Raw genomic sequence first — 23,893 nt, forward strand, 5'->3', positions numbered from 1 at the left:
TTAGTCTTGGCCCGCGCGCGAGTTAAGCGCGGTTAAACTTGCTGCGGGCCGTGGTAGGTTGCCTGACGGGGTGGGTTCAACAGCATGACCGACTTGGCGCTGGAACAGTTCAGCCAGTCCTACGCGTTCGGGCCGTTTCGGCTGCTGCCTGAGCGACGCCTGCTGCTGCGCGATGGGACGCCGGTGCGAATCGGCGGCCGCGCTCTCGACATTCTCACGGTGCTGGTCCGGCGTTCCGGCGAGATCGTCGGCAAGCGCGAGCTGATGGCGCTCGTCTGGCCGACGCTGTTTGTCGAGGAGAGCAACCTCAAGGTCAACATTAACGCCCTGCGCCGGGCGCTGGGCGACGCGCCCGATGGGACGCCCTATATCGCCACGGTGATCGGCCGCGGTTATCGCTTCGTGGCTCAGGTCGTCCTGGAGACGAACCCGGACGTCGGCGCGACCGTCGGCGCCGGCAGCCGGGCAAGCAACCTTCCCACGGCCACCACCCGGATCGTCGGGCGCCAATCGGTCATCGACGCCATCCACGCCGAGCTGCGTGAAGCGCGGATCGTCTCCATCGTCGGCCCCGGCGGGGTCGGCAAGACGACCGTGGCCCTGGCCGTCGCCGAAAGCGAGATCGCGAACCATCGCGACGGCGCGTGGCTGGTCGACCTCTCGCCGCTGACCGACCCCTCCCTGGTTCCCACTGCCATCGCCACCGCCATCGGCCTCACTGCCCACTCGGCCAATATGCTCGAGGCGCTCTGCCAGTATCTGCGCGACCGCGACATGCTGCTCGTGCTCGACAGCTGCGAGCATGTCATCGATGGCGTCGGCGCCGCTGTCGATCGCATTTTGGCCGAGAGCGGCAGCACCAGAGTTCTGGCCACCAGCCGCGAGCCGCTGCGCGTTCGGGGTGAGCGGGTCCGGCGGCTGCCGGGTCTGGCGACGCCCACCGAGACGGCCAACGTGACGGCCGCCGACGCGCTGACCTTTCCCGCCATCCAGCTGTTCGTCGATCGCGCCGTCGACCGAAATGAGGTCTTCACGCTGAGCGACGCGGATGCCCCGGACGCGGCGGAGATCTGCCGCCGGCTCGACGGCCTCGCCCTCGCCATCGAACTGGCCGCAACCAATGTCGAGGCACTTGGCGTCGGCGGGCTGCTGCATGCTCTCAATGATCGCTTCAGCCTGCTCGAGGGGCGACGTGGCGGACCCGAACGGCACCGCACCCTGCTGGCGACGATCGACTGGAGCTATCATCTGCTCTCGCCGGCCGAGCAGGCGCTGATGCGCAAGCTTTCGGTCTTTGCCGGCAGCTTCAGCCTCAATTCGGCCTGCGCCATCGATGGTCGAGTGGACCGGCCGGAGGTTACGGCGGATCTCGCCCGCCTCGTCGCCAAATCGCTGGTCACGGCCGAGGTGCATGACAGCGGCATCGAATACCGCCAGCTCGATTCCACCCGCGCCTATGCACTCGAAAAGCTCGCAGAAAGCGATGAGCTGAACCGGGTTCGCCGCCGCCATGCCGAACACTGTATCGCGCTGCTCGGGGCGGCAAAGGCCGATATGGAACGGCTCCCGCACGCCGATTGGCTCGACCGCCACGCCGGTAAGGTTGGCGACGTTCGCGCCGCGCTGCGCTGGACCTTCGAGGATCCCAGTTCGGGTGAATTATGTGTCCGGGTGACGGTTGCGGCCATCCCCTTCGGCAAGCAGATGTCGCTGATCGAGGAGTTCCGCATTGCTGTCGAGCGCGCGCTGGACGACCGGCTGGCGCCCTACCGTAGCGATCGCGACGAGTTGCTGCTCAATCTCACCCTCGGCGCGACGCTGCTCCACTCACGCGGGCCGTTGCTGGCGGTGAAGGTCTCGCTGACCAAGGCGCTCGGCATCGCCGAAGGGCTTGATGACACCGACCTGCAGCTCGAATGCCTGCGCGGCCTCTCGGAATATGAGCTTTGGACTGGCGACTCCCGCGCCGCCATGACGGTTTCCGATCGCATCCTGGCCCTTGAAGGCAAGGGACAGAGGGCGGCCGCGGGCGATGCTGACGCGCAGGCCGGATCGGCGCTGCACTGGCTCGGCGCGCTCGGAGCGGCTCGCTACCGGCTCGAGGGCATCGTTCAGAAACCCTTCGTCGCCGGCCAACGCCCCGATGCCATGCGCTTCGAATTCGACCAGCGCCTTATCGCCCGCGGCGCACTCGCGACGGTCCTTTGGCTGCAGGGGTTTGCTGACCAGGCGCTGGCCACTGCCCGTCTGCAACTCGAGGACGCGGAGGCGTCGAACTATGCGGTGTCGTTGTGTTCTGCGCTGCTGCACGGCTCGGCAATGATCGCCATGTATGTGCGGGACTACACGGGCGCCCGGAACTTCATCGATCGGGGCATCGAACATGCCAGGCGCCATGGACTGACGATCTGGCGGGCAATGGCGACCGGCGGCAGCTCCCGGCTCAGCCTGTATCTGGGCGAGCAACTGGACCTGCCACATCTTCGCGACAACCTTGCCGAAGTGCGCGAGGGCGGCTTCCGCCTGCGCTACCCAAACTACCTCACCAACTTTGGCGAGGCGCTCGCCCGACAGGGCGACGTCGAGGGCGGTCTCGCCGCTATCGACGAGGCGTTGGCGATTTGCAGGGATAACGGCCAGGTTGTCGGCATCCCCGAGATCCTGAGGATCAAGGGCAACGTCATCCGCTTCGAGGCGCCCGACCGCTGGGAGCGCGCGGTCGAGTGCTACCTGCAGTCGATCGAACTGGCGCAACGCGACCACGCGCTGGGTTGGGAACTGCGATCGGCAATCAGCCTCGTGAAACTCTGGCGCACGCGGGGTGGAAATGCCGCAGCCGAGGATGGGCTCTCCACCACGCTCGGTCGCTTCACCGAGGGTTTCGGCACTGGCGACGTGCAACGGGCCGGGGCACTCGTCGTCAGCCGACCCGCCTAGCTCGCCTCAGCACTCGCAGTTCCGGCGCGAAGAAAACCGATCCCACGCCGGATCGACGGTAGCACGATGACCAGCGCTAGCAGTGCCGCCGCCAAACTCACGCTGGCCATGGCCGCCTGGAGCGCACCGGCGCCATCGAAGATGTGCTCCGCCACCAGCGGCACCAGCGTCGGACCCAGGCCGATGCCGAGCAGCGCAGTGATGGTCAGCGACAGCGCGATCGTCGTCGCCCGCATCTCGTTGGGCACGCCCTCCTGCATCACCACGTGCCCGATCACATAGCCGCTGATCGACCCGAGCGCCCAGACGGCGAAGGCGATCGCCGCCTGCTGGCCTGTGCCCGCCAGGAATGTCGCCGAGGCACCGACCAACGTCAGCGAGTAACACCCGAGCAGCAGCACCACGCGCGATGGCACGCCCCAGCGCCGCACGAACCAGTCCGAGAGCGCCCCGCCCGCCACCGACGCGATCACGCCGCTGGTGATGATCGACAGTGCCACGAGGCCACCGGCCTCGAGCGGCGTCATCCCGTGCGAACGCTGCAGCAGCGTGGGCAGCCACGAGATCAGCGCATAGTCGCCGATCCCGAGCGCGCCCTTGATAAGGCAGACGCGCAGCACGGCGCCATTGTCGGCCAGCAGCTGCCGTACCACCGCAGCCAAAGGCAACAGCCCGGAACTGTGGGCGCGTTGCGGTTCACGGATCAGCAGCAGCAGCGGCACCAGCACGAAGCCCGGGATGCCCACCAGAACGAAGAGTTGCCGCCACGCCTCGAGCGGCCCGATCAAGGGGATATCGTCGAACCAGCCGGCAGCACTCCAGCCCAGCAGCAGGCCGCCGACAAACAGGGCCGTTCCCGTACCGAAGGTCGCTCCTAGCGCAAAGATGCCCAACGCCGTGCCGCGACGGCGCGGCGAGAAGCAATCGATGATCAGCGATGAGGCGGCTGGGATCAGGGCCGCCTCGCCGAGGCCCACGCCGACGCGGGCGACGAAGAAGCTCCAGAAGTCGCCGGCGAGCCCACAGGCAATCGTCGCCGCGGACCACAGCGAGATGCCGGCGATGATGACATTGCGGCGGTTGGCCCAATCGGCGAGCCGGCCGCTCGAGAGACCTGCGAGGGCGAAGATGACGGCAAAGCCCGCTCCCTGCAGCAGGCTGATCTGGAAGTCGGTCAGCCCGAGCCCGGTGCGGATCGGATCGACGACCAGATTGATGACCAGCCGGTCGGTGAATGAGACCAGCAGCGCCAGGCAAAGGACGGTGACAGCGTACCAGCCGGCGCGCGCCGAGATCGTGGTCTGGTCCGGCGTTCGGTCCGTTGCCATCTGGTGGTCCCCATCTGTCTGTCACTGCTCAGATAATCAGTGGCATGGCAGCGCTAGGGCGACAAGTTGGCGGGGCCTTTGCGGTGGGCGCAAATAGCAACATCGGCCTTGTCGGAGGCAAGCGCCGCAAAGAACAGCCCCTCTCGCCGCCCTATTGTGGTGCAAACCATAAGCCGCGAGGTCGCCATGATGCAGTCGAGCCCTGTAAACCAGAAGCGGGGGTTCCAGATCCACGCCTTTGTCTTCGTTGTCGCCATGATCTTTCTTGCCGCGCTCAACTACTACCTTGGCGAGCCCTACTGGGTCGTCTGGCCCCTCATCGGCTGGGGCATCGGCGTCCTCGCGCACTGGTGGTTCGTCCTCGGGCCGGGTGCCGGCGCGAGCAAGTGAGGACGAAGGCCCAAACGCTCGACCCGATGTCCGCTTCAGGCCGAGCGGACGGCTCGAGAGTTCGCAGCTTTATTCGAGTGGTGTGGGATTTGGCGCACCCGACGAGATTCGAACTCATGACCTCTGCCTTCGGAGGGCAGCGCTCTATCCAGCTGAGCTACGGGTGCAGCGGGTAAGGCAATAGGCGATTGGTGCGACGAGTGCAAGACGGGTTGGCTCGGCCCGCTGGTGACGGGCCGAGGCAGCGGTGCGGGTTGCGATCAGGCGGCGCGGTGCCAGAGGCGGTCGAGTTCGCCGAGCAGGCGGAAGGTGACGCCGTCGGCCGCTTCCAGATCGCCTAGCGGCTCGATCGGCTCGGCGTCCTGCCGGGCCGCGTGCAACGCCGCAAAGACCGAGGCGATGCCGTCCTCGAGGTCGCCATCCAGCAGCGGGCCGTCGTCGTCGGCATCGGCCTCGAGGTTGCTGACCGACGATTCGAGTTCGACAACGGTATCCGCGTAGGCGGCCGTGTTGGGCTCGGCGGTGCCGGCGAGAACGGGCTCGGCTGGTCCGGCCTCCATGACCTCGACCTCCGCTTCCTCGAGCTCCTCAGCCGCGGCGTCGAACTGGGCTGCGAGGTCGGCCTCGGTTTCGAGGACGCCGCCCATGTCGGCGACGGCTTCGCCGTCCGCAGCGGCGCTGGCGGCAACGTCGGTGTCGACGTCGGTGTCCGGGAGGTCGCCGGTCACGGCTTCCGTTATGGGTTCGACCGGTTCACCGGCTTCGGTAAAGCCTTCGACGGCCGCGGCGGCGGACGTGTCGTCTGCCAGGGCGGCGACGATCGGGTCGATATCGGAGACGGCGTCCTGCCGGTCCTTGATCTCGCTCATCGTTCTCTCCGAGCTCGGGTTGAGACGATGGCGACGCTAAAAGGCGCAAATGGCCCGTTTCGGACCGGATTCTGGCACTCCCGTGACGATTTCGTGACGGCGGAGCCGACCGGAATCGCTCAGAACGGCGCCGGGACGCGGAAGCTGACCCAGTGACCCCTCGGGTGGTTGAAGGCCAGTTCCTCGGCGTGGAGCTGCAGCCGGTCGGCGGCGGCGAGAGCGTCGCCGGTCGCGTAGAACGGGTCGCCGAGGATCGGATGGCCGAGTTCGAGCATGTGGACGCGCAGCTGGTGGGTGCGCCCGGTGAGCGGGTAGAGCCGCACCCGGGTAATGCCGCCTTCGCGGGTCTCGACCTTCCAGTCGGTGACGCTCGGCCGGCCGCGCTCGTAGTCGACGCGCTGGCGCGGCTTATGCTCCCAATCGGTGGCGAGCGGCAGGTCGACGCGGCCCTCGTCGGCTTCGACGTCGCCCCAGACCCTTGCCACGTATGACTTTTTCGCCCGGCGCTGCTCGAATTCCTGGCCGACATGGCCGAGCGCCTTCTTGTTGAGGCACATCACCAGGACGCCGGACGTGTCCTTGTCGAGGCGGTGCGCCATGGCGGCAGTGGGCCAGCGGCCCTTGACCCGCGCCTCGAGGCAATCGGCCAGCGCCGGGTCCTTGCCGGCGACCGAAAGCAGCCCCGAGGGCTTGTTGAGCACCACGATATCGTCGTCGGCGTGGATCACGTCGAGCCACGGCTCGGTGGGCGGGCGATAGTCGTAGCTGGTGGGGACGGGGTTGAGCATCGCGCCGCTCATAGCAGGATCGGGCCGCGGTGAGAAACCTTGCGTTACGTACCTCATGCCCACTGGAAATCGACGCCGATTGCGGCGATGCTGGCGCCAAGATCGAGCGGCGCCCCATTTCTGGCGGGTCGGCCGACTTACCGGCAAGGGATGGAGATTGTGACTATGGACGGCAAGCGTCGCGTTGGCGTGGGCATTATCGGGTGCGGCAATATTTCGAGCCAGTACCTCAAGGCGATGCGGGATTTCCCGGTGCTCGAGGTGATCGCCATCGCCGACATGAAAGCAGAGGTGGCGGAAAAGAAGGCCGCCGAGTTTGGGCTTACGGCGGTATCGGTGGAGGCGCTGCTGGCCGATCCCAAGGTCGAGATCATCGTCAACCTCACCATCCCGCGGGCCCATGTCGAGGTCGGCCTCCGCGCCATCGCGGCGGGTAAGCACGTTTACAGCGAGAAGCCGCTGGGCATCACCTATGCCGAGGGCAAGAAGCTGGCGGATGCGGCGACAGGGGCTGGGCTGCGGGTCGGCTCGGCGCCGGACACGTTCCTCGGCGGGGCGCACCAGGAGGCGCGGGCGCTGCTCGATAGCGGCGCGGTGGGCGACATTGTCGGCGGCTCGGCGTTCTTCGCCTGCCCGGGGCACGAGCGCTGGCACCCCGATCCGGCGTTCTACTACGATGTCGGCGGCGGCCCGGTGCTCGACATGGGGCCGTATTACATTACCGACCTCATCAACCTGCTGGGCCCGGTGGCCAGCGTCCAGGCGATGAGCGCCACGCCGCAGAAGGAGCGGCCGATCTATTCGGAGCCCAAGAAGGGCCAGCTGATGCCGGTCAAGGTATCGACGCATGTGGCGGGGCTGCTGCAGTTCAAATCCGGCGCCATCATCCAGGTGACGCTGAGCTTCGACGTGCCCGGCCACGCGCACCTGCCGTTCGAGCTTTATGGTACCAAGCAGAGCGTCTTGGTGCCCGACCCGAACATGTTCGGCGGCGAAGTGAAGACGCGGGCGGCGACCGAGAAGGAGTGGACAGCGGTGCCGTACACCCTGCCCTATGCCGACGCGAACTATCGCTCGCTGGGCGTCGCCGATATGGCGCACGCGATCATCGAAGGCCGCCCGCATCGCGCCTCGGGCGACCTGGCACTGCATGCGCTCGAGGTGATGGAGGCGTTCGAGACGGCGAGCCGTGAGCGGCGAGCGGTGGAGATCACGACGCCGGTGGAACGGCCGGCGCCGCTCAAGGAGTCGGTGATCGCTTAGCCGCCGGCAGCGTCCATCATCGGTTTGCCTTCTCCCCTTTGTGGGAGAAGGTGGCGCGCAGCGCCGGAGGAGGGGTCCCGCAACCGCAGGTTGCGCGATCGGAGCGAAGCGACGAGCGACCCTGTGTGCGGAGAGAACCCCTCATCCGCCCTTCGGGCACCCTCTCCTACAAGGGGAGAAGGCGCGTTTCCGCAGGGCCGGTGATGCGTCAAATACAGTGAAAACGCCCCGGGTTCCCCCCGCCAAAAGCTTCTGTTAATAGAAACTTATGTTCAGGGGCCCTGCTCTTTCTCGCGCCATGCGCATCGTGCTTGCCGTGCCCGCTGTCGCGGCGCTTGTGGCTGGCTGTTCGATGGCGAGCCTGCCGGCGTTCAAGCCGGCGAGGCCCGCTACGGTCGCCGCCGTGGCGCCGGTGCCGGAAACTCGTCCCGAGGATGAGGCTTTCCTGCCGATGGCGTTCGCCGAAGCGCCGGTCCGCACCTCGTCCTCCGGGGTCGACGGGCTGATTTCTAAATATGCCAGCGTCTACGACGTGCCGGAATCGCTGGTGCGGCGGGTGGTGCAGCGCGAAAGCGGGTTCAACCCAGGCGCGCGCAACGGGCCGTATTACGGGCTGATGCAGATCCGGCATGAGACGGCCAAGACGATGGGCTATCGCGGCAGCGCGTCGGGCCTGCTCGATGCCGAGACCAACCTCAAATATGCGGTGAAGTACCTGCGCGGCGCCTATGTCACCGCCGGCTACAATTCCGACGGCGCGGTGCGGTATTACGCGCGCGGCTATTATTACGATGCCAAGCGGCTTGGGCTGCTGGATGCAGCCGGGCTGCGCTGACCGGCGAACGTCGGTCCACCGCCTTCGCTCCTCGCTCTGCTCGGATCGGCGATGACTGAGGCGCTCAGTTGCCTGCCTCGCAAAAAAGAGCGGCACCACCGGCATCATTGTCCGCAAAGCGTCAGGCCTGTTCGGGAGCCATCGCGAGCAGTTGTGCCGCATCGAGGCGGAGCATGATGCCGGTGGAGCCGGGCGGCGTCGGAGGGGGCGCCGCGTGTACCCCCCGAGATGCCCCGGGAGGTATTTTGCTGTCGAAGCTCAGCTTTCGATGGCGAGCCGCACCAGTTCGGCAGTGTTCCGGGCACCGATCTTTTCCATGATATGGCGGCGGTGCACTTCGACGGTGCGATAGGAGAGGCCGAGGTCGACGGCAATCTCCTTGTTGGTGCGGCCGTCGACGACATATTGCAGGATCTGCCGCTCGCGGTAGGTGAGCGTGCCGAAGCCTTTCACCGTGACCGTCGACGGGCCGTCCTTGGATTGCTCGACATGAATGTCGCCCCGGAAAATCTCCTGCGCCGCCACGGCAACTTCGACCGGGGGATAAGGCGGGGAGAACACCGAGCTCGCGCCGTGCTTCATGGCGGCCACCACCATCTCTGCACGCACGTCGGGCGGGGCCAGCAGGAAGGCATGGATGCCAAGATGCTGCCCGCGGATAGCGGCCAGCGCGTCGAGAGCATCGCCCATGTCGCGCTCGTCGTTGCACAGCGGCATGATCACCAGATCCGGGCGCCGCAGCGCCATAAGCCGGGTGAGGCCAAGAACATCGGGCACCATAGACACCTGAAAGCCCTGTGCGATGAACTCATCGCACAGTCCTTTTGATATCCGTGGATCCGGATGCGTCAAATAGATGAGCCGGTCTCTGTTGAGATAGGGCCTGTAGGGTATCGAGTCCGCAAGTCTATCCACTTTGCCACCTGGGGTTTCAGGTCAAAGCTGCTGTCGGTCAGTGCCGACATCAGTAGGTAACGGGGCTCATCCCCGTACCCTCGAATCGCGTCCACATAAGTATTAGAACACGACTTACAGCAGGCTGACAATGCATAGTAACCCGTCCGTTACCTAATAGCGCAGTGTTCGACGCCATTTTGCTACGGTGATAACGATCATCAAGGTTGTCTTATTTTAATCAAATAGGAAATCCCTCGCTGTGTGGCATTGGAAATGCTGAATATCGGAGTCGGCATTTGCAGTGGAGCTAAAACCGGACGCCGGCCGAGCACGGCGCGCAACAGGAGCGGCGCGGTAGAGCCTTATGCGGGCTGGCCCGGCGTGACGACAACAACGGTGCAAAACCCGGGCGCAGCGATTCACGACCGGCGCGAGTGCGCCTAACAGTCGCTGGTGGGAACGTCTCCAAAAGGGCTAGCGTCATGTTTAGAAAATTATCGGCCGAAGCATTCGGCACATTCTGGCTTGTATTCGGCGGTTGCGGCAGCGCGATCCTCGCGGCAGGCGTGCCGGAGGTCGGCATCGGCTTTGTCGGCGTGTCGCTGGCATTCGGCCTCACCGTGCTGACCATGGCTTATGCCGTGGGCGGCATCTCGGGCGGCCACTTCAACCCGGCGGTGTCGCTCGGCCTCGCGATCGCCGGACGCTTTGCCTACAAGGACCTGGTGCCCTACTGGGTGGCACAGCTGATCGGTGGCATTGCCGGCGCGGCGGTGCTGTTCATCATCGCCTCGGGCACTGCCGGCTATACGCCGGGCGGTTTCGCTTCCAACGGCTACGATGCGCTGTCGCCGGGCGGCTACGGGCTCACCGCGGTGCTGGTCGCCGAAGTGGTGCTCACGGCGTTCTTCCTGATCGTCATTCTCGGCTCGACCGCCAAGGCGGTGCCGGCCGGCTTCGCGCCGATCGCCATCGGCCTCAGCCTGACGCTGATCCACCTGATCTCGATCCCGGTGTCGAACACCTCGGTCAACCCGGCCCGCTCGATCGCGGCGGCAATTTTCGCGCAGAACGGCGCGCTCGGGCAGGTCTGGCTGTTCATCGTGGCGCCGCTGATCGGCGCGGCAATCGGTGCGGCGATCTGGAAATACGTGCTGTCGCCCGGCGAGTCGCCGGCCGGTATCGGCCAGGTCGAGTAAGGCTCCGTCGCTACTGTCGACGAGACAAACAAAGGGCCGGGAGACCGGCCCTTTTCTATTGCAGTTGTGTCGGTGCCAAGCCGGTCGTTGTTGGCCACGGGTGAAACCCGCCGCCACCCCTCTGCGTTACCCCCTCGATCCACTCCGGCTGGATGCGCGGCGATGTTTTCGCAGAACGGCATCGAACCCAGTTTCACCGATCGGCATGAGGCCGGCCAGGCCTTGGCCGCCGAGCTTTCGGCGCTGCATCTCGACAATCCGCTGATCCTGGCGCTGCCCCGCGGCGGCGTGCCGGTGGCGCGGGAGGTGGCGACGGCGCTCGGGGCCGAGCTCGACCTGCTGCTGGTCCGCAAGATCGGCGCGCCGGGGCACGAGGAATACGGCATCGGCGCCGTGGCCGAAGGCGCGCAGCCGCAGCTGGTGGTCAGCGAGGCCATGATGCATCTCACCGATGCACCGCCCGGCTATCTCGAAGCCGAGCAGGCGCGGCAACTGGCAGAGATCGAGCGCCGCCGCCTGACCTGGCGCGGCGGACGGCAGCCGATCCCGGTCAAGGACCGGATCTGCGTGGTGGTGGATGACGGTGTCGCCACCGGCAACACCGCCCGCGCCGCCATCCGCGCTCTGCGCTTTTCGGGCGCGCAGAAGATCATCCTCGCCGTGCCGGTGGGGCCGCCAGACGCTATCGAGCAATTAGCGCAGGAAGCCGACATGCTGATCTGCCTCAAGACCCCCGAGCCCTTCCTCGCGGTCAGCCTGCACTACCGGCATTTCGGCCAGCTCGGGGACGAGGATGTGGCGGGGCTCCTGGGCTAGCTGACCATCTCCGCGTGACCATCACTCATCTGTCTTCTCCAATGGAGGTGGGAACGCGCCGCTGCACATGCAGCAGGTACTCCTTGCGGTTCAATGGGTTGTTGTCGGAACGCCGGCGCGTCGGCGGCGGCCCGGCTATGGGGCGATAGCCGGCAAAGGCGGTTTCGAGCGCACCCTCGCCGTGGGTCAGCCCCGGCAACAGCTGCTGCAGCTCGTGCACCCGTGCCGCCGCGATCTCGCCCTCGACGACATAGCTCGTCCCTTCAAGTATGGGCTGGCCGGGCAATGCATCGAGCCGCGCCAACACTGACAATGCCGAAGCCAGCACGTCGGACGGCACATCCACGCGGAAATGGTGGATCGGCTCGCACACCGCGGTGCCGGCGAGGCGCAGCGCTTCCATCAGCACCAGCGGCGTCAGGTTGCGGAAATCGCCCGCCGCTGTCATCGGCGCCTTCTGGCCGGCATGGGTGACGCCGACGACCGCGTCGGTCACCTGCCAGCCATTGAGGCCCTGCCGCAGCGTCTCGCCGATCGACTGTTCTATGACCTCATAGAATGCCACCGGCATCGCCCCGAAGATGGCCTCGAGCCGGATGTCGATGCCCGAGCCGATCGGACCCGGCTCGACCCGGATACCGACCGTGGCGAGGAACGGGTTGGGCGGCTTGAAGATGGTCTCGAGCGCGGCCCCCGTGCCAAGCGGGCGTTCGACGCAGATCATGGTGGTCTCGCGGAACGCCACGGCGAGGCCGTACTCGTCGCGCAGCGTGGCCTCGATCACTTCCTTCTGCACCTCGCCATAAAGCGAGACGAACACCTCCTGGCGGATGTCATCCTTGCGCAGGTTGATCAGCGGGTCCTGCTCGGCCAGTTGGCCAAGCGCTGCCCAGAGCGCGGCGCGATCGGCCGGGCGGGACGGCACCACCAGCGTTTCGAGCGTCGGCGGCGCGAAGTGCTGCGCCAGCGCCCGTGGGACGCTGCCGATGCTGTCGCCGATGCGCACCCCGGCAAGGCCGCGCAGCCGGGCGATTTCGCCGGCCACCACCGCATCGCGCCGCACCGCGCCGCCGCGGTCGAACACTTCGATGGCCGTGACCTTGGCCTCGCCGCCGCGCAGGCGCAGCCTGTCGCGGGTATGGATGGCGCCGCCAAACATCCGCACATAGGCGATCTTCTCCCCCGCCGGCCCGCGCTCGACCTTGAACACGGTGCCTGAGGGCGGGCCGTCGGCAGGGCGTCCCGCCGCTGGCAGCAGGTCGGTGAGGCCGGCGAGCAGGCCGTCCACCCCTGCTCCGGTGATGGCCGAGCCGGCGAAGACCGGATGCAGCTCGGCCTTCCGGCTCTGCTGCACCAGGACCTGCCACAGGCGCTCGGACGGGAGAGCGCGGCCGTCGACATAGTCGGCGAGCAGCGCCTCGTCGTGTTCGGCGAGCTGCTCGGCGAGGTTCGGCCGGAAGCCGCGCTCGAAGCCCGCGGCCGCCGTGCCGAGGTCCCGCGCCTCGCCCATCGGCACGATGCCGGCGGTCAGCCGCCGGGCGATGGTCGCGAGGGTGCGCTCGAGGTCTGCCCCGGCGCGATCGAGCTTGTTGATGAAGATCAGCGTGGGGATGCCGAGCCGTTGCAGCGCCCGCATCAGCACGCGGGTCTGGCCCTGCACGCCCTCGACCGCCGACACTACTAGCACGGCGCCATCGAGCACGTTCAGCACCCGCTCCACCTCGGCGATGAAGTCGGGGTGGCCGGGAGTGTCGATCAGGTTGATCTTGGTGTCGCCGACGACGAACGACACCACCGCGGCCTTGATGGTGATGCCGCGCTGGCGCTCCAGCACCATCGTATCGGTTTGGGTATTGCCGTCATCGACGCTTCCGATGCGGTCGATGACGCCGGCTGCGTAAAGCAGCCGTTCAGTCAGAGATGTCTTACCGGCGTCGACATGCGCCAGAATCCCAAGGTTCAGTGTTCGCATTGCGCGTCACGTTCTCAAGTTGGGGAAGGGCTCCTCTCTCGATGAACATGACTCGGGGCATTGCGATCTCCATGGGCTTCACGTGCGGGTGTTAGAGCACGGGGCGGAGGGGGTGGGCAAGCTGCCGGCAGACGGCCCCTCCCGGCCTCCCCCATGAAGGAGGAGGTGAAGCGTCGGGGCTGTGGCTCGATGGTGCCAGGGCGCGGCGCGCTAGTTCAGGTAGTCCTTGTAGACCCAGCCGGTGCGGCCCTGGTCGTCGGTGATCTTCAGCCAGCCGCGCTGGTTTTCACCGACCATGACCTTCTCGCCACCGGCGAGGCCGAACACCTTGCCGTTCGACTTGCCCGGGCCGGAACGCACGTTGACGCCGGCGCCCGCCACCGTGCGGGTGTCGCCTGCCGCCGCAACCTCGACCTTCTTGGGCTCAGGCTCGGGCTCCGCTACAGGCTCCGGCTCGGCAACCGGCTCGGCTTTCTTGGTCGGCTCGGGCTCAGGCTCGGCCTTCGGAGCGGACTTCGCCACCTCGGCGAGCTTCTGCTGCGCCTCGGCCTTCACATTCGCGGCGGTTTCGGCAGAGTTCTCGGCAAAGGCGGCAACGTCGAGCGGGGTCGGACGCTCGAGCGGCTGCACCGGCGTTTCGCCGGCGGCGATGGCGCTCGCGGCTTCCGCGGCGGTTTCGTCGTCCTCGGGCACCGGCGGTCCGGCGCCGTCGCCCTCGGCGTAGGTTTCGACATCGGCTGCATCGTTGGCCGCAGCACCGGCGAGCCAGCCGGCATCGTCGGAGGCAAGCGCCACGAACGTATTGCCGATCATCTGGTCGACGCGCTGCGCCTTCACGACGCCTTCCGGCACCTCGGGCGTCTTGTTCATCGGAACCTTGGTAACGGGCACCTCAGCGACCGCGGGCTCTGTCATGGCGACCTCGGTCACCGCGGCCACCGGCGTTGCCGCCAGGGCGGTTTCGGCGGCAGCCGGAGCCTCCTCCGGCGCGTTGCCGGCAAAGCATCGGTCCAGTCCGCCGCATTGCAGGCCTAACAGAATCGCAGCAATGGCGCCCACGCCGACGATCGCCATGGCCGGCACGCCCACGCGGCCCAGTACCTGCTGAGATGTCGCCCAACGCGGAAGTTTCGCGACGAGCTTAAGCTTATCGAATGCCCCGTTCATGCCGGCACTATGATTAAGAAGCTTGTGGAAACTTCGTCCCGAAAGCGACTCAAATTGGGCAATGCCTTGACGGGCCCGGGATTGCCATGATTGCCGGCACGAAGCACCTCAGGCTGCTGCCAGCCTGAGGACGACGCTGCCGCGCTTGCGCCCCGTGTCCACATAGCTGTGCGCCTCAGCCACCTGATCGAGCTCGTAGGTCCGGTCGATCACCGGCTGCATGGCGCCGATTTCCGCCAGCTCCATCTCGAAGGAGACATCCTCGGGCTTGGGCTTGAAGCTGATCGGGATTACGCGCTTGCCGCTCCTGCGGCTGTTCTTGCCGGCCTGCAGCATGCTTTTGAGGTCGGCAATGACCAACAGCAGCGCCCCGCCGGGCTTCAGCGACTTCTCCGCCCGCTCAAACGGCGCGTTGCCGACGCAGTCGAAGATCACGTCGTACTGCTTGCCGTTGGCGGCGAAATCCTCGGTCTTGTAGTCGATGACGTGGTCGGCCCCGAGCGAGCGCACCAGCTCGGCATTGCCGCCGCTGGTCACCGCCGTCACCGTGGCGCCGAAATACTTGGCCACCTGCACGGCGGCCGTGCCGACGGCGCCCGACGCGCCATTCACCAGCACTTCGTCGCCCGGCTTGATGGTGCAGCGCCGGATGCACTCGGCGACGGTGTGGCCGCCGAAGACCAGCGCCACGGCGTTCTCGAAGCTCCAGCCCTCAGGCTTGAGCACCATCGCCTCAGTCTCTTTCAGCGTCACATATTCTGCGTGCCCGCCAAACTTCATGCCCGTCAGGCCCACGACCTCGTCGCCCACCTTGAAGCGCGTCACGCCCTCGCCCACCGCCTCGATGGTGCCGGCGAAGTCCATGCCGAGGATCTTCTTCCGCGGCGAAAAGATGCCGATGGTCAGCGGACCGAAGAACTCGAGCCCCTTGGGCAGATCGCGGGTGCGCATCCGGTAGTCGCCGACGCTCACCGTCGCGGCATGCACCCGCACCAGCACTTCGCCGGCCTTCGGCAGCGGCTTGGGCAGTTCCTCCACCCGCACCACTTCCGGCCCGCCAAACGATCGATAGACAGCTGCTCGCATCCCAAGCCCCCAGCATCGCGATGACGAAGAGATGGGGAGGCGCAGATGAAATGCAATTTGTGGCGCGCAGGCCGGACTAGCGCCGCGGTCTGCTGCCGAGGCGGTGTTGCAGCCGGGCCAGCCCGGCGAACGGACTTGGCCGGCCGTCGAGCTCGAACACCAGATACCTGGCCGGTTCGGTTCCGATCGCGCGGATGCCGTGCGGCTTGCCGGCCGGATGATAGAGCAGCGCCGGGGCCGACACCGGGCGCCCCAGCGTCTCGACGCTGCCCGAGAGCAGCATGATTGCCACGTCATAGCGATCGGCATGCGGCTCATAGCCTTCGCCCGGCCCGAGCATGCTGGCATGGGCCTGCAGCCGCCTGAGCCAGCGAGTGCGCACCTGCCATAGTGGTCTACCAATCCCCGGCTCGGCGGATCGTATCGCGTCGCCGGCCTTGACGAAGGCGCGTGGCGCGGCGCGGGGGGCCCGCGGCTTGCCGTAGTTGACCCACTTGAGCATCGTATAGAGCAGCGGGCCATCACCGACGTTGGCCAGCGTGTGATGCACATAGGCCGGATAATAGGCGAAGTCACCCGGCCCCATCCGCACGCGCTCGGCCTTCGTGGTTTCCGCCGCATCGTCAGCAACGTGCAGCTCCGCCTCGCCGGCCACGACGACGAGGATCTCCTCCTCGATGTGCTGGTGCGGCGGATGCGGGCTGGCGCCGGGCGCAAGGATCGAGCTGTGGCATTCGATGTCGCTGACCGCCGGGGTCCCGCCCCAGAAGTGCGGGAACGAGGCAAAGTGCTTGCCACCGGCTGCCGAGACGCCCGGCAACAGGTGTGTACCATTGCCGATAGCCTTGGAACGTCGCGGGGCGCGGACGATCCGGTTGATCCCCGGCTGACCTTTGCCGCTGACCACCACCACCGGCGGCTTGCGGGAGCGGTGGAACTCCACCGGCCAGTTGAAGCCCTTCGGGATCCGTACCGGGCGATCGGCCCGCGCATACTGGATCAGCAGCGCCGTACGCACAGATTTTGTCTTGTTGTGCGAGCCGTGCCAGATGCGGCCATCGAACACCAGCGCTTGCCCGTCATGCACCTCCGGCTGGACGATCTCGGCCGCCGCGTCGTGCTGGCGTGCCGCGGCGAGCGTCGTCTCGTCGGTGCTGTGCTCCCGCTTGATGCCGGCGCGGTGGTTCAGCTGCTGGATGGTGACGCCATAGCGGTGCGAGCCGGGCACGAACTTGAGGCCCGACGAGCGGTCAGTGTTCTCGAGCCCGATCCACACTGTGACGAAGCCGCCTTCGGGCGCCATCGACTCGACGTCGGTGTGGAACGGGTGGACGTCGCTCTCGGCCTTGACGATCAGCGAAGCGCCCCAGAGCACGATGTCATCGCCGAGGGCGGGCCGGATCAGCTCGAGGATGCGCGGGTCGGTCGCCACCCGGTGGAAGGCCGGGCTCGCGGCAGCCCAACCCTTCATCCAGGTCTTCGGCCTGCCCACCTCGGCGCGAAAACCCGACAATATCCGCGCGCACTCCTCGGCGTCGAACACTCCAACCGGCCCGGCATACCCCGCTTCTTCCAGCGCTTGTTTAGTCACGGCAACTCCCAGACTCCTGGCCGGACCATGCCCTCGCTCGCCGCGGCGGTGCAAGTCTCGTGTCAGCGTTCGTCAGGGTTCATCCCCGGCGGCTTCTCGGCTAAGGTCCGGCCCCGAACATCCGGAATCGTTTCATGCATCTCGTTCTCGTCGACGGCTCAGGCTTCATCTTCCGGGCCTTTCACGCGCTGCCGCAGCTTACGCGCAAGAGCGACAAGCTGCCGGTGGGGTCGGTGATCGGCTTCTGCAACATGATCTGGAAGCTCACCGAGGACCTGTCGGGAGACGATAAGCCGACGCATATGGCGGTGATCTTCGACTATTCGTCGAAAACCTTCCGCGACGAGATTTATGCCGACTACAAGCAGCAGCGGCCGCCGGCGCCGGAAGAGCTGGTGCCGCAGTTTCCGCTGACCCGCGCCGCCACCCGCGCCTATGGCCTGCCCTCGATCGAGATGGAGGGCTATGAGGCCGATGATATCATCGCCACCTACACCGCGCTGGCGCGTGATGCCGGCGGCAAGGTGACCATCGTTTCGTCGGATAAGGACCTGATGCAGCTGGTGGAGCCGGATGGCTCGGTGCGGCTGCTCGACACCATTCCGCGCCCCGGACAGCCGCCTTTGCGCTGGATTGGCTCGAACGAAGTCTATGCGAAGTTCGGCGTTGGACCGGAGAAAGTCATAGAAGTCCAGGCGCTTTGCGGCGATGCGGTGGACAATGTCCCCGGCGTGCCCGGTATCGGGGTGAAGACCGCGGCCGAGCTGATCAACACCTACGGCGACATCGAGACGCTGCTCAGCCGCACCGCCGAGATCAAGCAGCCGAAGCGCCGCGAGGCGCTGGAGCAGAACGCCGACCTCGCCCGTATCTCGAAGCGCCTCGTCACCCTCAACCGCGAGACCCCGGTGGAGCTGCCGCTCGAGGACCTGGTGCGCCAGCCGGTGGAGCCGGCAAAGCTGTTCCCGTTTTTGAAGGCGATGGAGTTCTTCGCCATTTCGAAGCGCCTCGGCGTGCTGCTCGATGCCGATCCCGAGGCCTGGCCGGCCGATCCGGAGCTGGCGGCCAAGCCCGCCGAGCCGGTGGGCTTCGACAACACCGCCCGGGCCGAAGCGCGCGCCGCGCGGCAATCGGCCGAGGGCCGCGCCGATTCCGCCCCGGTGCTGCATGCCAAGCTCGAGCACGAAAAGATCAAGGCGATCCCGCTCGATCATTCGAAATACGAGATCATCCGCGACGCCGCGCACCTGCAACGCTGGATCGACGCCGCCTATGCCACCGGCATCGTCGCCACCGATACCGAGACCACCGGGCTCGACAACCAGACCGCCGACCTCGTCGGCATCTCGTTTTCGACCGCCCCGGGCGACGGCGCCTACCTGCCGCTCGGCCACACCGTGGGCCAGGGCGATATCTTCGGCGGCGGCATGGCTGAGGGCCAGATGGACCTGCGCGCCGCGCTCGAGCAGCTGAAGCCGCTGTTCGCCGATCGCTCGATCCTGAAACTCTTCCACAACGTCAAATACGATCTCGGCATCCTCAGTCGCTACGGCATCGAGGTGCGCTCGTTCGACGACAACCTGCTGCTCAGCTATTCGCTCGATGGCCCGCAGTTCAACACCATGGGCGAGTTGAGCGATCACTGGCTCGGCCTCGCCGGCATGTCGATCAAGGACCTGATCGGCACCGGCAAGACGCAGAAGACCTTCGCGCAGGTCAGTATCGAGGACGCGGCGAAATATGCCGCCGAGGATGCCGATCTCACCTTCCGGCTGTGGAAGGTGCTGAAGCCGCGCCTCGTCGCCGAGAACATGACCAGCCTCTACGAGACCATCGAGCGGCCGCTCGCCCCGGTGCTGGCCCGCATGGAAAGCCGCGGCATCACCGTCGACCGGCAGATCCTCTCCCGCCTCTCCGGCGATTTCGCCCAGCGCGCCGCCGCGCTCGAAGCCGAGGCCTATGAGCTCGCCGGCTCCAACTTCAACCTCGGCTCGCCCAAGCAGCTCGGCGAAATCCTGTTCGACCGCATGGGCCTGCCCGGTGGCACCAAGACCAAGACCGGCGCCTGGTCGACGGGCGCTGATGTCCTCGAGGAGCTGGCGACGCAGGGCATCCCGCTCGCCCGCACCATCGTCGACTGGCGCCAGCTGACCAAGCTCATGGGCACCTATACCGATGCGCTGCCCAGCTACATCAACCCGCGCACCGGCCGCGTCCACACCACCTATTCGCAGCACTCGGTACTAACAGGAAGGCTCAGCTCGAACGATCCGAACCTGCAGAACATCCCGGTGCGCACCGAGGATGGCCGTAAGATCCGCACCGCCTTCGTCGCGCCCAAGGGCAAGATCCTGATCAGCGCCGATTATTCGCAGATCGAGCTCCGCGTCCTCGCCCACATTGCCGATATCCAGGCGTTGAAGGATGCGTTCGAGGAGGGCCTCGACATTCACGCCATGACGGCGTCCGAAATGTTCGGCGTGCCGGTCGAGGGCATGCCCAGCGAAATCCGCCGCCGCGCCAAGGCGATCAATTTCGGCATCATCTACGGCATCTCGGCCTTCGGCCTCGCCAACCAGCTGGGCATCGAGCGCAGCGAAGCCGGCGAGTACATCAAGACCTATTTCGCCCGCTTCCCCGGCATCCAGGACTACATGGCCGAGCAGCGCCGCAAGGTGAAGGCCGACGGCTATGTGGAAACCATCTTCGGGCGCAAGGTGAACTTCCCCAACGCCAACTCATCGCACCCGGCCGAGCGCAGCTTCGTCGAGCGCGCCTCGATCAACGCCCCGATCCAGGGCTCCGCCGCCGACATCATCCGCCGCGCCATGATCCGCATGGAACCGGCGCTACAGGCCGCCGGCGTCGACGCGACAATGCTGCTGCAGGTCCACGACGAACTGATCTTCGAGGTGGACGAGGGCAAGGAGGACGGCGCCATCCCGGTGATCGTCAAGACGATGGAAATGGCGAGCGAACCGGCGGTGCGGCTGAGCGTGCCGATCAAGGTGGACGCGGCCGCGGCACGGGACTGGGACGGGGCGCATTAGCGCACTGAGACCTTTCCCCTGAGGCGCTCTATTGGGCACCCACCTTCCCCCATCCACGGCGTCACCCCGGCGAAGGCCGGGGCCCATCCTGAGATGCTGCAGTGAAGCGCATAACGGCCCCGCTGACGGACGACGCTAGCCGCGAGGTGACGTGCGAGCTGTGCTCCGCCGAAGCCCCTCAGGATGGGCCCCGGCCTTCGCCGGGGTGACACTGTGGTTAAGGTGACTCGAGTGCCCTAGACTGACCTTCAAGAGCCCTTCTTCGCCTTGGGTTTCGGCATCGGCAGCGCCGCGGTGGTCACGCGCACCAGTTCGGCCATCCAGTCCGCATCGTCCCAGCGCTCCCCGGCAATCCGAAAGCTCGGCCTGGCGCCGGTATAGGCCGGCTGCTCATCCACCGCATCACCGAGGAAGGCGCGGCCCTCCGGCGTCGGCTTGAGGTAGAACTGATCGTCACAGACCAGCGCGATGATCTTGCCGTCGCAGTAGAGCCCGTACTCCCCGAACATCTTGCGCGCCGAGACGGAGCCGGCTGAGGCGAGCTGTTCGAGGATGTAGTCGACGGTCGATTGTTGTGATGCCACGGTTGATGTTTCCCTTTTGGTCCCTCAGTGTCGCCATAGGTTCTGGGTCAATCCCGAACATACCGGGGCGCAGACCGCCAGGGATTTGAAGCCGACGAGAGGAGACCTATCGGATGGCTGCCCGTAATCTTGTCGAAGGTGAGATGCGAAGATTTCTCCGGTCATCGGAACCCGAAGTACTATGCATCCGTGGACGGTGGGGAGTTGGAAAAACCTACCTATGGAACAAAGTATTGTCAGCTACACTGCAGGACTCTTCATACAAGCTTGCGCGCTACGCCTACGTATCCCTATTTGGATTGAATTCGCTTGAGGCATTGAAGTTCACAGTCTTTGAGAACTCCGAATTTGTCGTCAAAGGGGAAGAGACACCCGGCCGCGACGTTGCAAAAGCCGGGGCCAGCTTGGTCCGTCAAGCGCAACAGTACACCAAACTCCTGAAAGCGATTCCGGTTGTCGGAACCTTGGCGGATGGCCTCACTCCACTGTTTTTTCAATCGATCAGGGACGAAGTCATTTGTTTCGACGATCTTGAGAGGCGCAGTAGTGGCCTTACCGTCGCCGAGGTCCTGGGCTTGATCTCCTTTCTGCGGGAGCAGCGTAACTGCAAGGTAGCCCTGCTTCTCAACGATGCAGCGCTGTCAGCTAAAGACCGGGCCGATTTCGACTCTTACTTTGAGAAGGTCGTGGACGGCACGCTGACATTTGCTCCTACGGCCGCTGAAGCCGCCGCGATTGCGATTGAGGGCCGTGGTAAGTCCAAGAAGCGGCTAGCCGACAATGTCACTCGGCTCGGAATCTCTAACATCCGCGTCATTCGCAAGATAATGAGAGCCGTGGATCATGTGCGCCCCGCTCTAAGGGCGTTTGACAGCGCAGTCTTAGTACAGGCCGAGCAGTCGCTCGCCCTATTTGGGTGGAGCGTGTACCAACCCGACGAGGCACCCCCAACATCATTCATCGAGAACTGGAATACGTACACACGCTTGCTCGCAGACGAGAAGGCGGCGGCGCCTGAGCAAGAACGGTGGGCGGCGATTTTGGGGCTATATGGGTTTTCCAACTGCGACGAATTTGACCTCTGTTTGCTGGATGGCGTCCGCTCTGGCGTCTTCGATCTCAAGAAGATTAAGTTGCTCGGCGCCGCTCTAGATAGGGAAGCCAAGACGAACGCTGAGAAAGGGTCGATCAGTGCTGCTTGGATGCCCTATCGCGAGTCTTTCGACGATGATGGAGAGACCTTCGTCGATGGGCTCATTCGTGCTGTACGCATGCATGCCAAGACCATGGGCCCCGCTCGATTTGACGGGATTGCTTCCCTCGTACGCAAGCTTCGCAACGATGCAGAAGCAGACGCGTTGGTAGATCTCTACTTGGAGCATCACGCAGCGGAGGAACGAAGTTTCTATAACGTCGCTGACAACCACGCGTTCGAAGCCGTAACAGACCCCGGGCTAGTCCGGAAACTGACAGAACGATTCGACGCCATGGCACCGTCCTTCGATATCGAGGACGTACTGAAAGAGTACGCTCGAGTTGAAATACTTGACGAGCAACGGCGTGAATTCCTATCGAAACAGCCGGTGGATGAATTCGCCAGAGTGTTCAGGACCACGAAGGGGAAGCAACTTCCGGACTTTGTGAACGCCTGTCTCAGCTCCGACCGCATTATCAATGCGAGCCCTGAGGAACGCCTGATATCGTCGAAAGCCAAGGAAGCGCTCGAGGTCATCGGGAAAGAGAATCCGCTGAACGCCGAGAGAGTCAGAACGCTCTATCGAGTTGTCGTGTCGTAGCCAGTCGCGGTGGTCGGTCGAGTGAACGCGAGGCGTCGGACCACCGCATCCATCCCCGCCCCCAAGCGTTCCCCCTGCTCCAACAACCAAGGAGCAGTCGCATGTCGAACCTTTCCGGTATTCGCGAGCACATGGAAGTCATCGGCGCCGATGGGGTGCATGTAGGGATTGTCGACCGGGTCGAGGGTGGGCGGATCAAGCTGACCAAGGCCGAGGCCCCCGGCGGCGCCCATGAGGATCATCACCACTATGTGCCGGGCGTGCTCGTCGCCAGCGTCGAAGGCGACAAGGTGCGGCTGTCGGCCGACGCCGCGAATGCCGAGCTGTTCGAGGAGGAAGAGGACGGCAAGACGCGGCACTGAGGCGGCTGCCGGAACAATCCCCGCGGGCGAAGGCGGCTTTATCCTCGGTGGTCCTGATCACCGAGGATATTTCATGCCCGAAGCCACGCCGTTCACGCCACCGCACCGCCGGCGCCGTCCGCGCCGGGCAAGCGCCATGTGCCGACCCCGCGCCTCCGGCAGCGCCTCGAGTGGGCGATCGAGGAGCTCGAGCGCTGGACCGGGCTGCTCTGGGCCCCGAACGGCCGGCTCGAATGGCTCGAGCGGGAAGATCCGGCGAAAATCGCCGCCATTCTCCACCTCGCCCGCCGCGCCGCCGCCCGCGAAACCCGCACCGACTGGCTGCCCACCTGGCCCGATGACGCGCGCATCAGCAACCGCGACGCCGAGCCGCTGGTCGGCCGCGCGCTGAAGGCGCTGCGGCTGATCGCGGAGATGTATGAGGTGCGCGCAGGGTGACGTGGGCACCGGCCCCTCTTCATCTCCCCCCTGCGTGGGAGAATGGAATTTCTTGGGCTTAGCTTCTTCGCTAACCCTTAGAAATTCCAAGAGGGGGGACGTTCGGGGCACGGTATTGCCACACGCACCCCTGGAGCGTGTTGCACCCCCACCCTTGATCCCTCCCCACAAGGGGGAGGGAGACGTGCGCCGCACCTTCGGTTCTTGCACCTCCCTCCCCCTTGTGGGGAGGGTAGCGCAGCTAGGCGAAGCCGTAGCGAAGCTGGGTGGGGGTGGCCACAGCCGCCATGCCGGCAAAGAAAATCTGCACCCGACTTATCCCCCCGCTTTACGCCCCCACTATTCTCCTCCCGTCACCCACACGGGCGCGGTCGCGTACGGACGGTCGGTGGGGCGATTTCGGTGCTGGGGGAGCCGTCCTCTGGCGGCCGCGGCTATGGGCACCCGTCCACCGTTTCCGTGCTTAGCGCACGGCGTGCGAACGCTTCCTCATAGTCCCCGCAAAAACTCCGAACAGTTCCGGCG

At 65.8% G+C, this 23,893-nt stretch carries 18 protein-coding genes, 1 tRNA gene and 1 pseudogene; 10 read left to right on the top strand and 10 right to left on the bottom strand.

Annotated features, from left to right (window positions below; all coding sequences use genetic code 11):
• Positions 1–84: 84 nt before the first annotated feature.
• On the top strand, positions 85–2,937 hold the full coding sequence (locus AC1DV8_RS06420; protein ID WP_477156884.1) for an ATP-binding protein: 2,853 nt from the start codon (positions 85–87) through the stop codon (positions 2,935–2,937).
• On the opposite strand, the gene AC1DV8_RS06425 is transcribed toward AC1DV8_RS06420, so the two are convergent.
• The gene (locus AC1DV8_RS06425; RefSeq protein WP_477156885.1) at positions 2,934–4,265 is read right to left on the bottom strand and encodes an MFS transporter; all 1,332 of its coding nucleotides are present in this window, start codon (positions 4,263–4,265) and stop codon (positions 2,934–2,936) included. The two genes, AC1DV8_RS06420 and AC1DV8_RS06425, sit on opposite strands and share 4 nt — an antisense overlap.
• A 186-nt stretch (positions 4,266–4,451) precedes the next feature.
• Here AC1DV8_RS06425 and AC1DV8_RS06430 point away from each other — a divergent pair, with 186 nt between their 5' ends.
• Positions 4,452–4,655 carry a 2TM domain-containing protein gene (locus AC1DV8_RS06430; protein WP_477150840.1) on the top strand — a complete coding sequence of 68 codons (204 nt, stop codon included), beginning with the start codon at positions 4,452–4,454 and terminating at the stop codon, positions 4,653–4,655.
• Positions 4,656–4,745: 90 nt separating this feature from the next.
• Here AC1DV8_RS06430 and AC1DV8_RS06435 read toward each other — a convergent pair.
• From AC1DV8_RS06435 to AC1DV8_RS06445, 3 genes are all read right to left on the bottom strand, one after another.
• Positions 4,746–4,822 (bottom strand) — tRNA-Arg (locus AC1DV8_RS06435).
• A 93-nt stretch (positions 4,823–4,915) separates the two neighbouring features.
• A complete protein-coding gene (locus tag AC1DV8_RS06440) occupies positions 4,916–5,524 on the bottom strand; it encodes a hypothetical protein (protein ID WP_477156886.1) in 609 nt (202 codons plus the stop codon).
• A 119-nt stretch (positions 5,525–5,643) separates the two neighbouring features.
• Positions 5,644–6,324 carry a pseudouridine synthase gene (locus AC1DV8_RS06445; protein ID WP_477156887.1) on the bottom strand — a complete coding sequence of 227 codons (681 nt, stop codon included), beginning with the start codon at positions 6,322–6,324 and terminating at the stop codon, positions 5,644–5,646.
• 153 nt (positions 6,325–6,477) lie between these two features.
• On the opposite strand from AC1DV8_RS06445, the gene AC1DV8_RS06450 reads away from it, so the two are divergent.
• The gene (locus tag AC1DV8_RS06450) at positions 6,478–7,575 is read left to right on the top strand and encodes a Gfo/Idh/MocA family protein (protein WP_477156888.1); all 1,098 of its coding nucleotides are present in this window, start codon (positions 6,478–6,480) and stop codon (positions 7,573–7,575) included.
• A 403-nt stretch (positions 7,576–7,978) separates the two neighbouring features.
• Positions 7,979–8,410: pseudogene (locus tag AC1DV8_RS06455) on the top strand (transglycosylase SLT domain-containing protein); the annotation flags it as partial.
• Positions 8,411–8,668: 258 nt separating this feature from the next.
• On the opposite strand, the gene AC1DV8_RS06460 reads toward AC1DV8_RS06455, so the two are convergent.
• Entirely contained in the window at positions 8,669–9,187 is a 519-nt protein-coding gene (locus AC1DV8_RS06460; RefSeq protein ID WP_477152264.1) for a response regulator transcription factor, read from the bottom strand.
• A gap of 602 nt (positions 9,188–9,789) precedes the next feature.
• Between AC1DV8_RS06460 and aqpZ the strand changes: the two genes are divergently transcribed.
• Together aqpZ and AC1DV8_RS06470 are read left to right on the top strand one after the other, a co-directional pair.
• Positions 9,790–10,506 carry an aquaporin Z gene (gene aqpZ / locus AC1DV8_RS06465; RefSeq protein WP_477152265.1) on the top strand — a complete coding sequence of 239 codons (717 nt, stop codon included), beginning with the start codon at positions 9,790–9,792 and terminating at the stop codon, positions 10,504–10,506.
• A 162-nt stretch (positions 10,507–10,668) separates the two neighbouring features.
• A complete protein-coding gene (locus tag AC1DV8_RS06470; protein WP_477156889.1) occupies positions 10,669–11,322 on the top strand; it encodes a phosphoribosyltransferase in 654 nt (217 codons plus the stop codon).
• A gap of 25 nt (positions 11,323–11,347) precedes the next feature.
• On the opposite strand, the gene AC1DV8_RS06475 is transcribed toward AC1DV8_RS06470, so the two are convergent.
• The 4 genes from AC1DV8_RS06475 to AC1DV8_RS06490 form a co-directional block, all read right to left on the bottom strand.
• Positions 11,348–13,294: a GTP-binding protein gene (locus tag AC1DV8_RS06475; protein ID WP_477156890.1), complete on the bottom strand. Its 1,947-nt coding sequence runs from the start codon at positions 13,292–13,294 to the stop codon at positions 11,348–11,350.
• A gap of 210 nt (positions 13,295–13,504) precedes the next feature.
• Positions 13,505–14,368, bottom strand: coding sequence for an SH3 domain-containing protein (locus AC1DV8_RS06480; RefSeq protein ID WP_477156891.1), 864 nt, complete (start codon positions 14,366–14,368; stop codon positions 13,505–13,507).
• A gap of 201 nt (positions 14,369–14,569) precedes the next feature.
• The gene (locus tag AC1DV8_RS06485; protein WP_477156892.1) at positions 14,570–15,547 is read right to left on the bottom strand and encodes an NAD(P)-dependent alcohol dehydrogenase; all 978 of its coding nucleotides are present in this window, start codon (positions 15,545–15,547) and stop codon (positions 14,570–14,572) included.
• Positions 15,548–15,623: 76 nt separating this feature from the next.
• Complete coding sequence (locus AC1DV8_RS06490; RefSeq protein WP_477156893.1) at positions 15,624–17,138, bottom strand: cupin domain-containing protein; 1,515 nt, start codon at positions 17,136–17,138, stop codon at positions 15,624–15,626.
• A gap of 134 nt (positions 17,139–17,272) precedes the next feature.
• Here AC1DV8_RS06490 and polA point away from each other — a divergent pair, with 134 nt between their 5' ends.
• Positions 17,273–20,188, top strand: a complete 2,916-nt coding sequence (polA, locus tag AC1DV8_RS06495) for a DNA polymerase I (RefSeq protein WP_477156894.1) — start codon at positions 17,273–17,275, stop codon at positions 20,186–20,188.
• Between the two features lie 248 nt (positions 20,189–20,436).
• Here polA and AC1DV8_RS06500 read toward each other — a convergent pair whose 3' ends face one another.
• Positions 20,437–20,772 carry a TfoX/Sxy family protein gene (locus tag AC1DV8_RS06500; protein WP_477156895.1) on the bottom strand — a complete coding sequence of 112 codons (336 nt, stop codon included), beginning with the start codon at positions 20,770–20,772 and terminating at the stop codon, positions 20,437–20,439.
• Between the two features lie 113 nt (positions 20,773–20,885).
• Here AC1DV8_RS06500 and AC1DV8_RS06505 point away from each other — a divergent pair, with 113 nt between their 5' ends.
• The 3 genes from AC1DV8_RS06505 (at position 20,886) to AC1DV8_RS06515 (ending at position 23,368) form a co-directional block, all read left to right on the top strand.
• A complete protein-coding gene (locus AC1DV8_RS06505; RefSeq protein ID WP_477156896.1) occupies positions 20,886–22,568 on the top strand; it encodes a hypothetical protein in 1,683 nt (560 codons plus the stop codon).
• Between the two features lie 101 nt (positions 22,569–22,669).
• Positions 22,670–22,930: a DUF2171 domain-containing protein gene (locus AC1DV8_RS06510; RefSeq protein WP_477156897.1), complete on the top strand. Its 261-nt coding sequence runs from the start codon at positions 22,670–22,672 to the stop codon at positions 22,928–22,930.
• A gap of 138 nt (positions 22,931–23,068) precedes the next feature.
• Positions 23,069–23,368 carry a hypothetical protein gene (locus AC1DV8_RS06515; RefSeq protein WP_477156898.1) on the top strand — a complete coding sequence of 100 codons (300 nt, stop codon included), beginning with the start codon at positions 23,069–23,071 and terminating at the stop codon, positions 23,366–23,368.
• Positions 23,369–23,893: the final 525 nt, after the last annotated feature.

The organism is Devosia sp. P3_B2 (assembly GCF_056402875.1).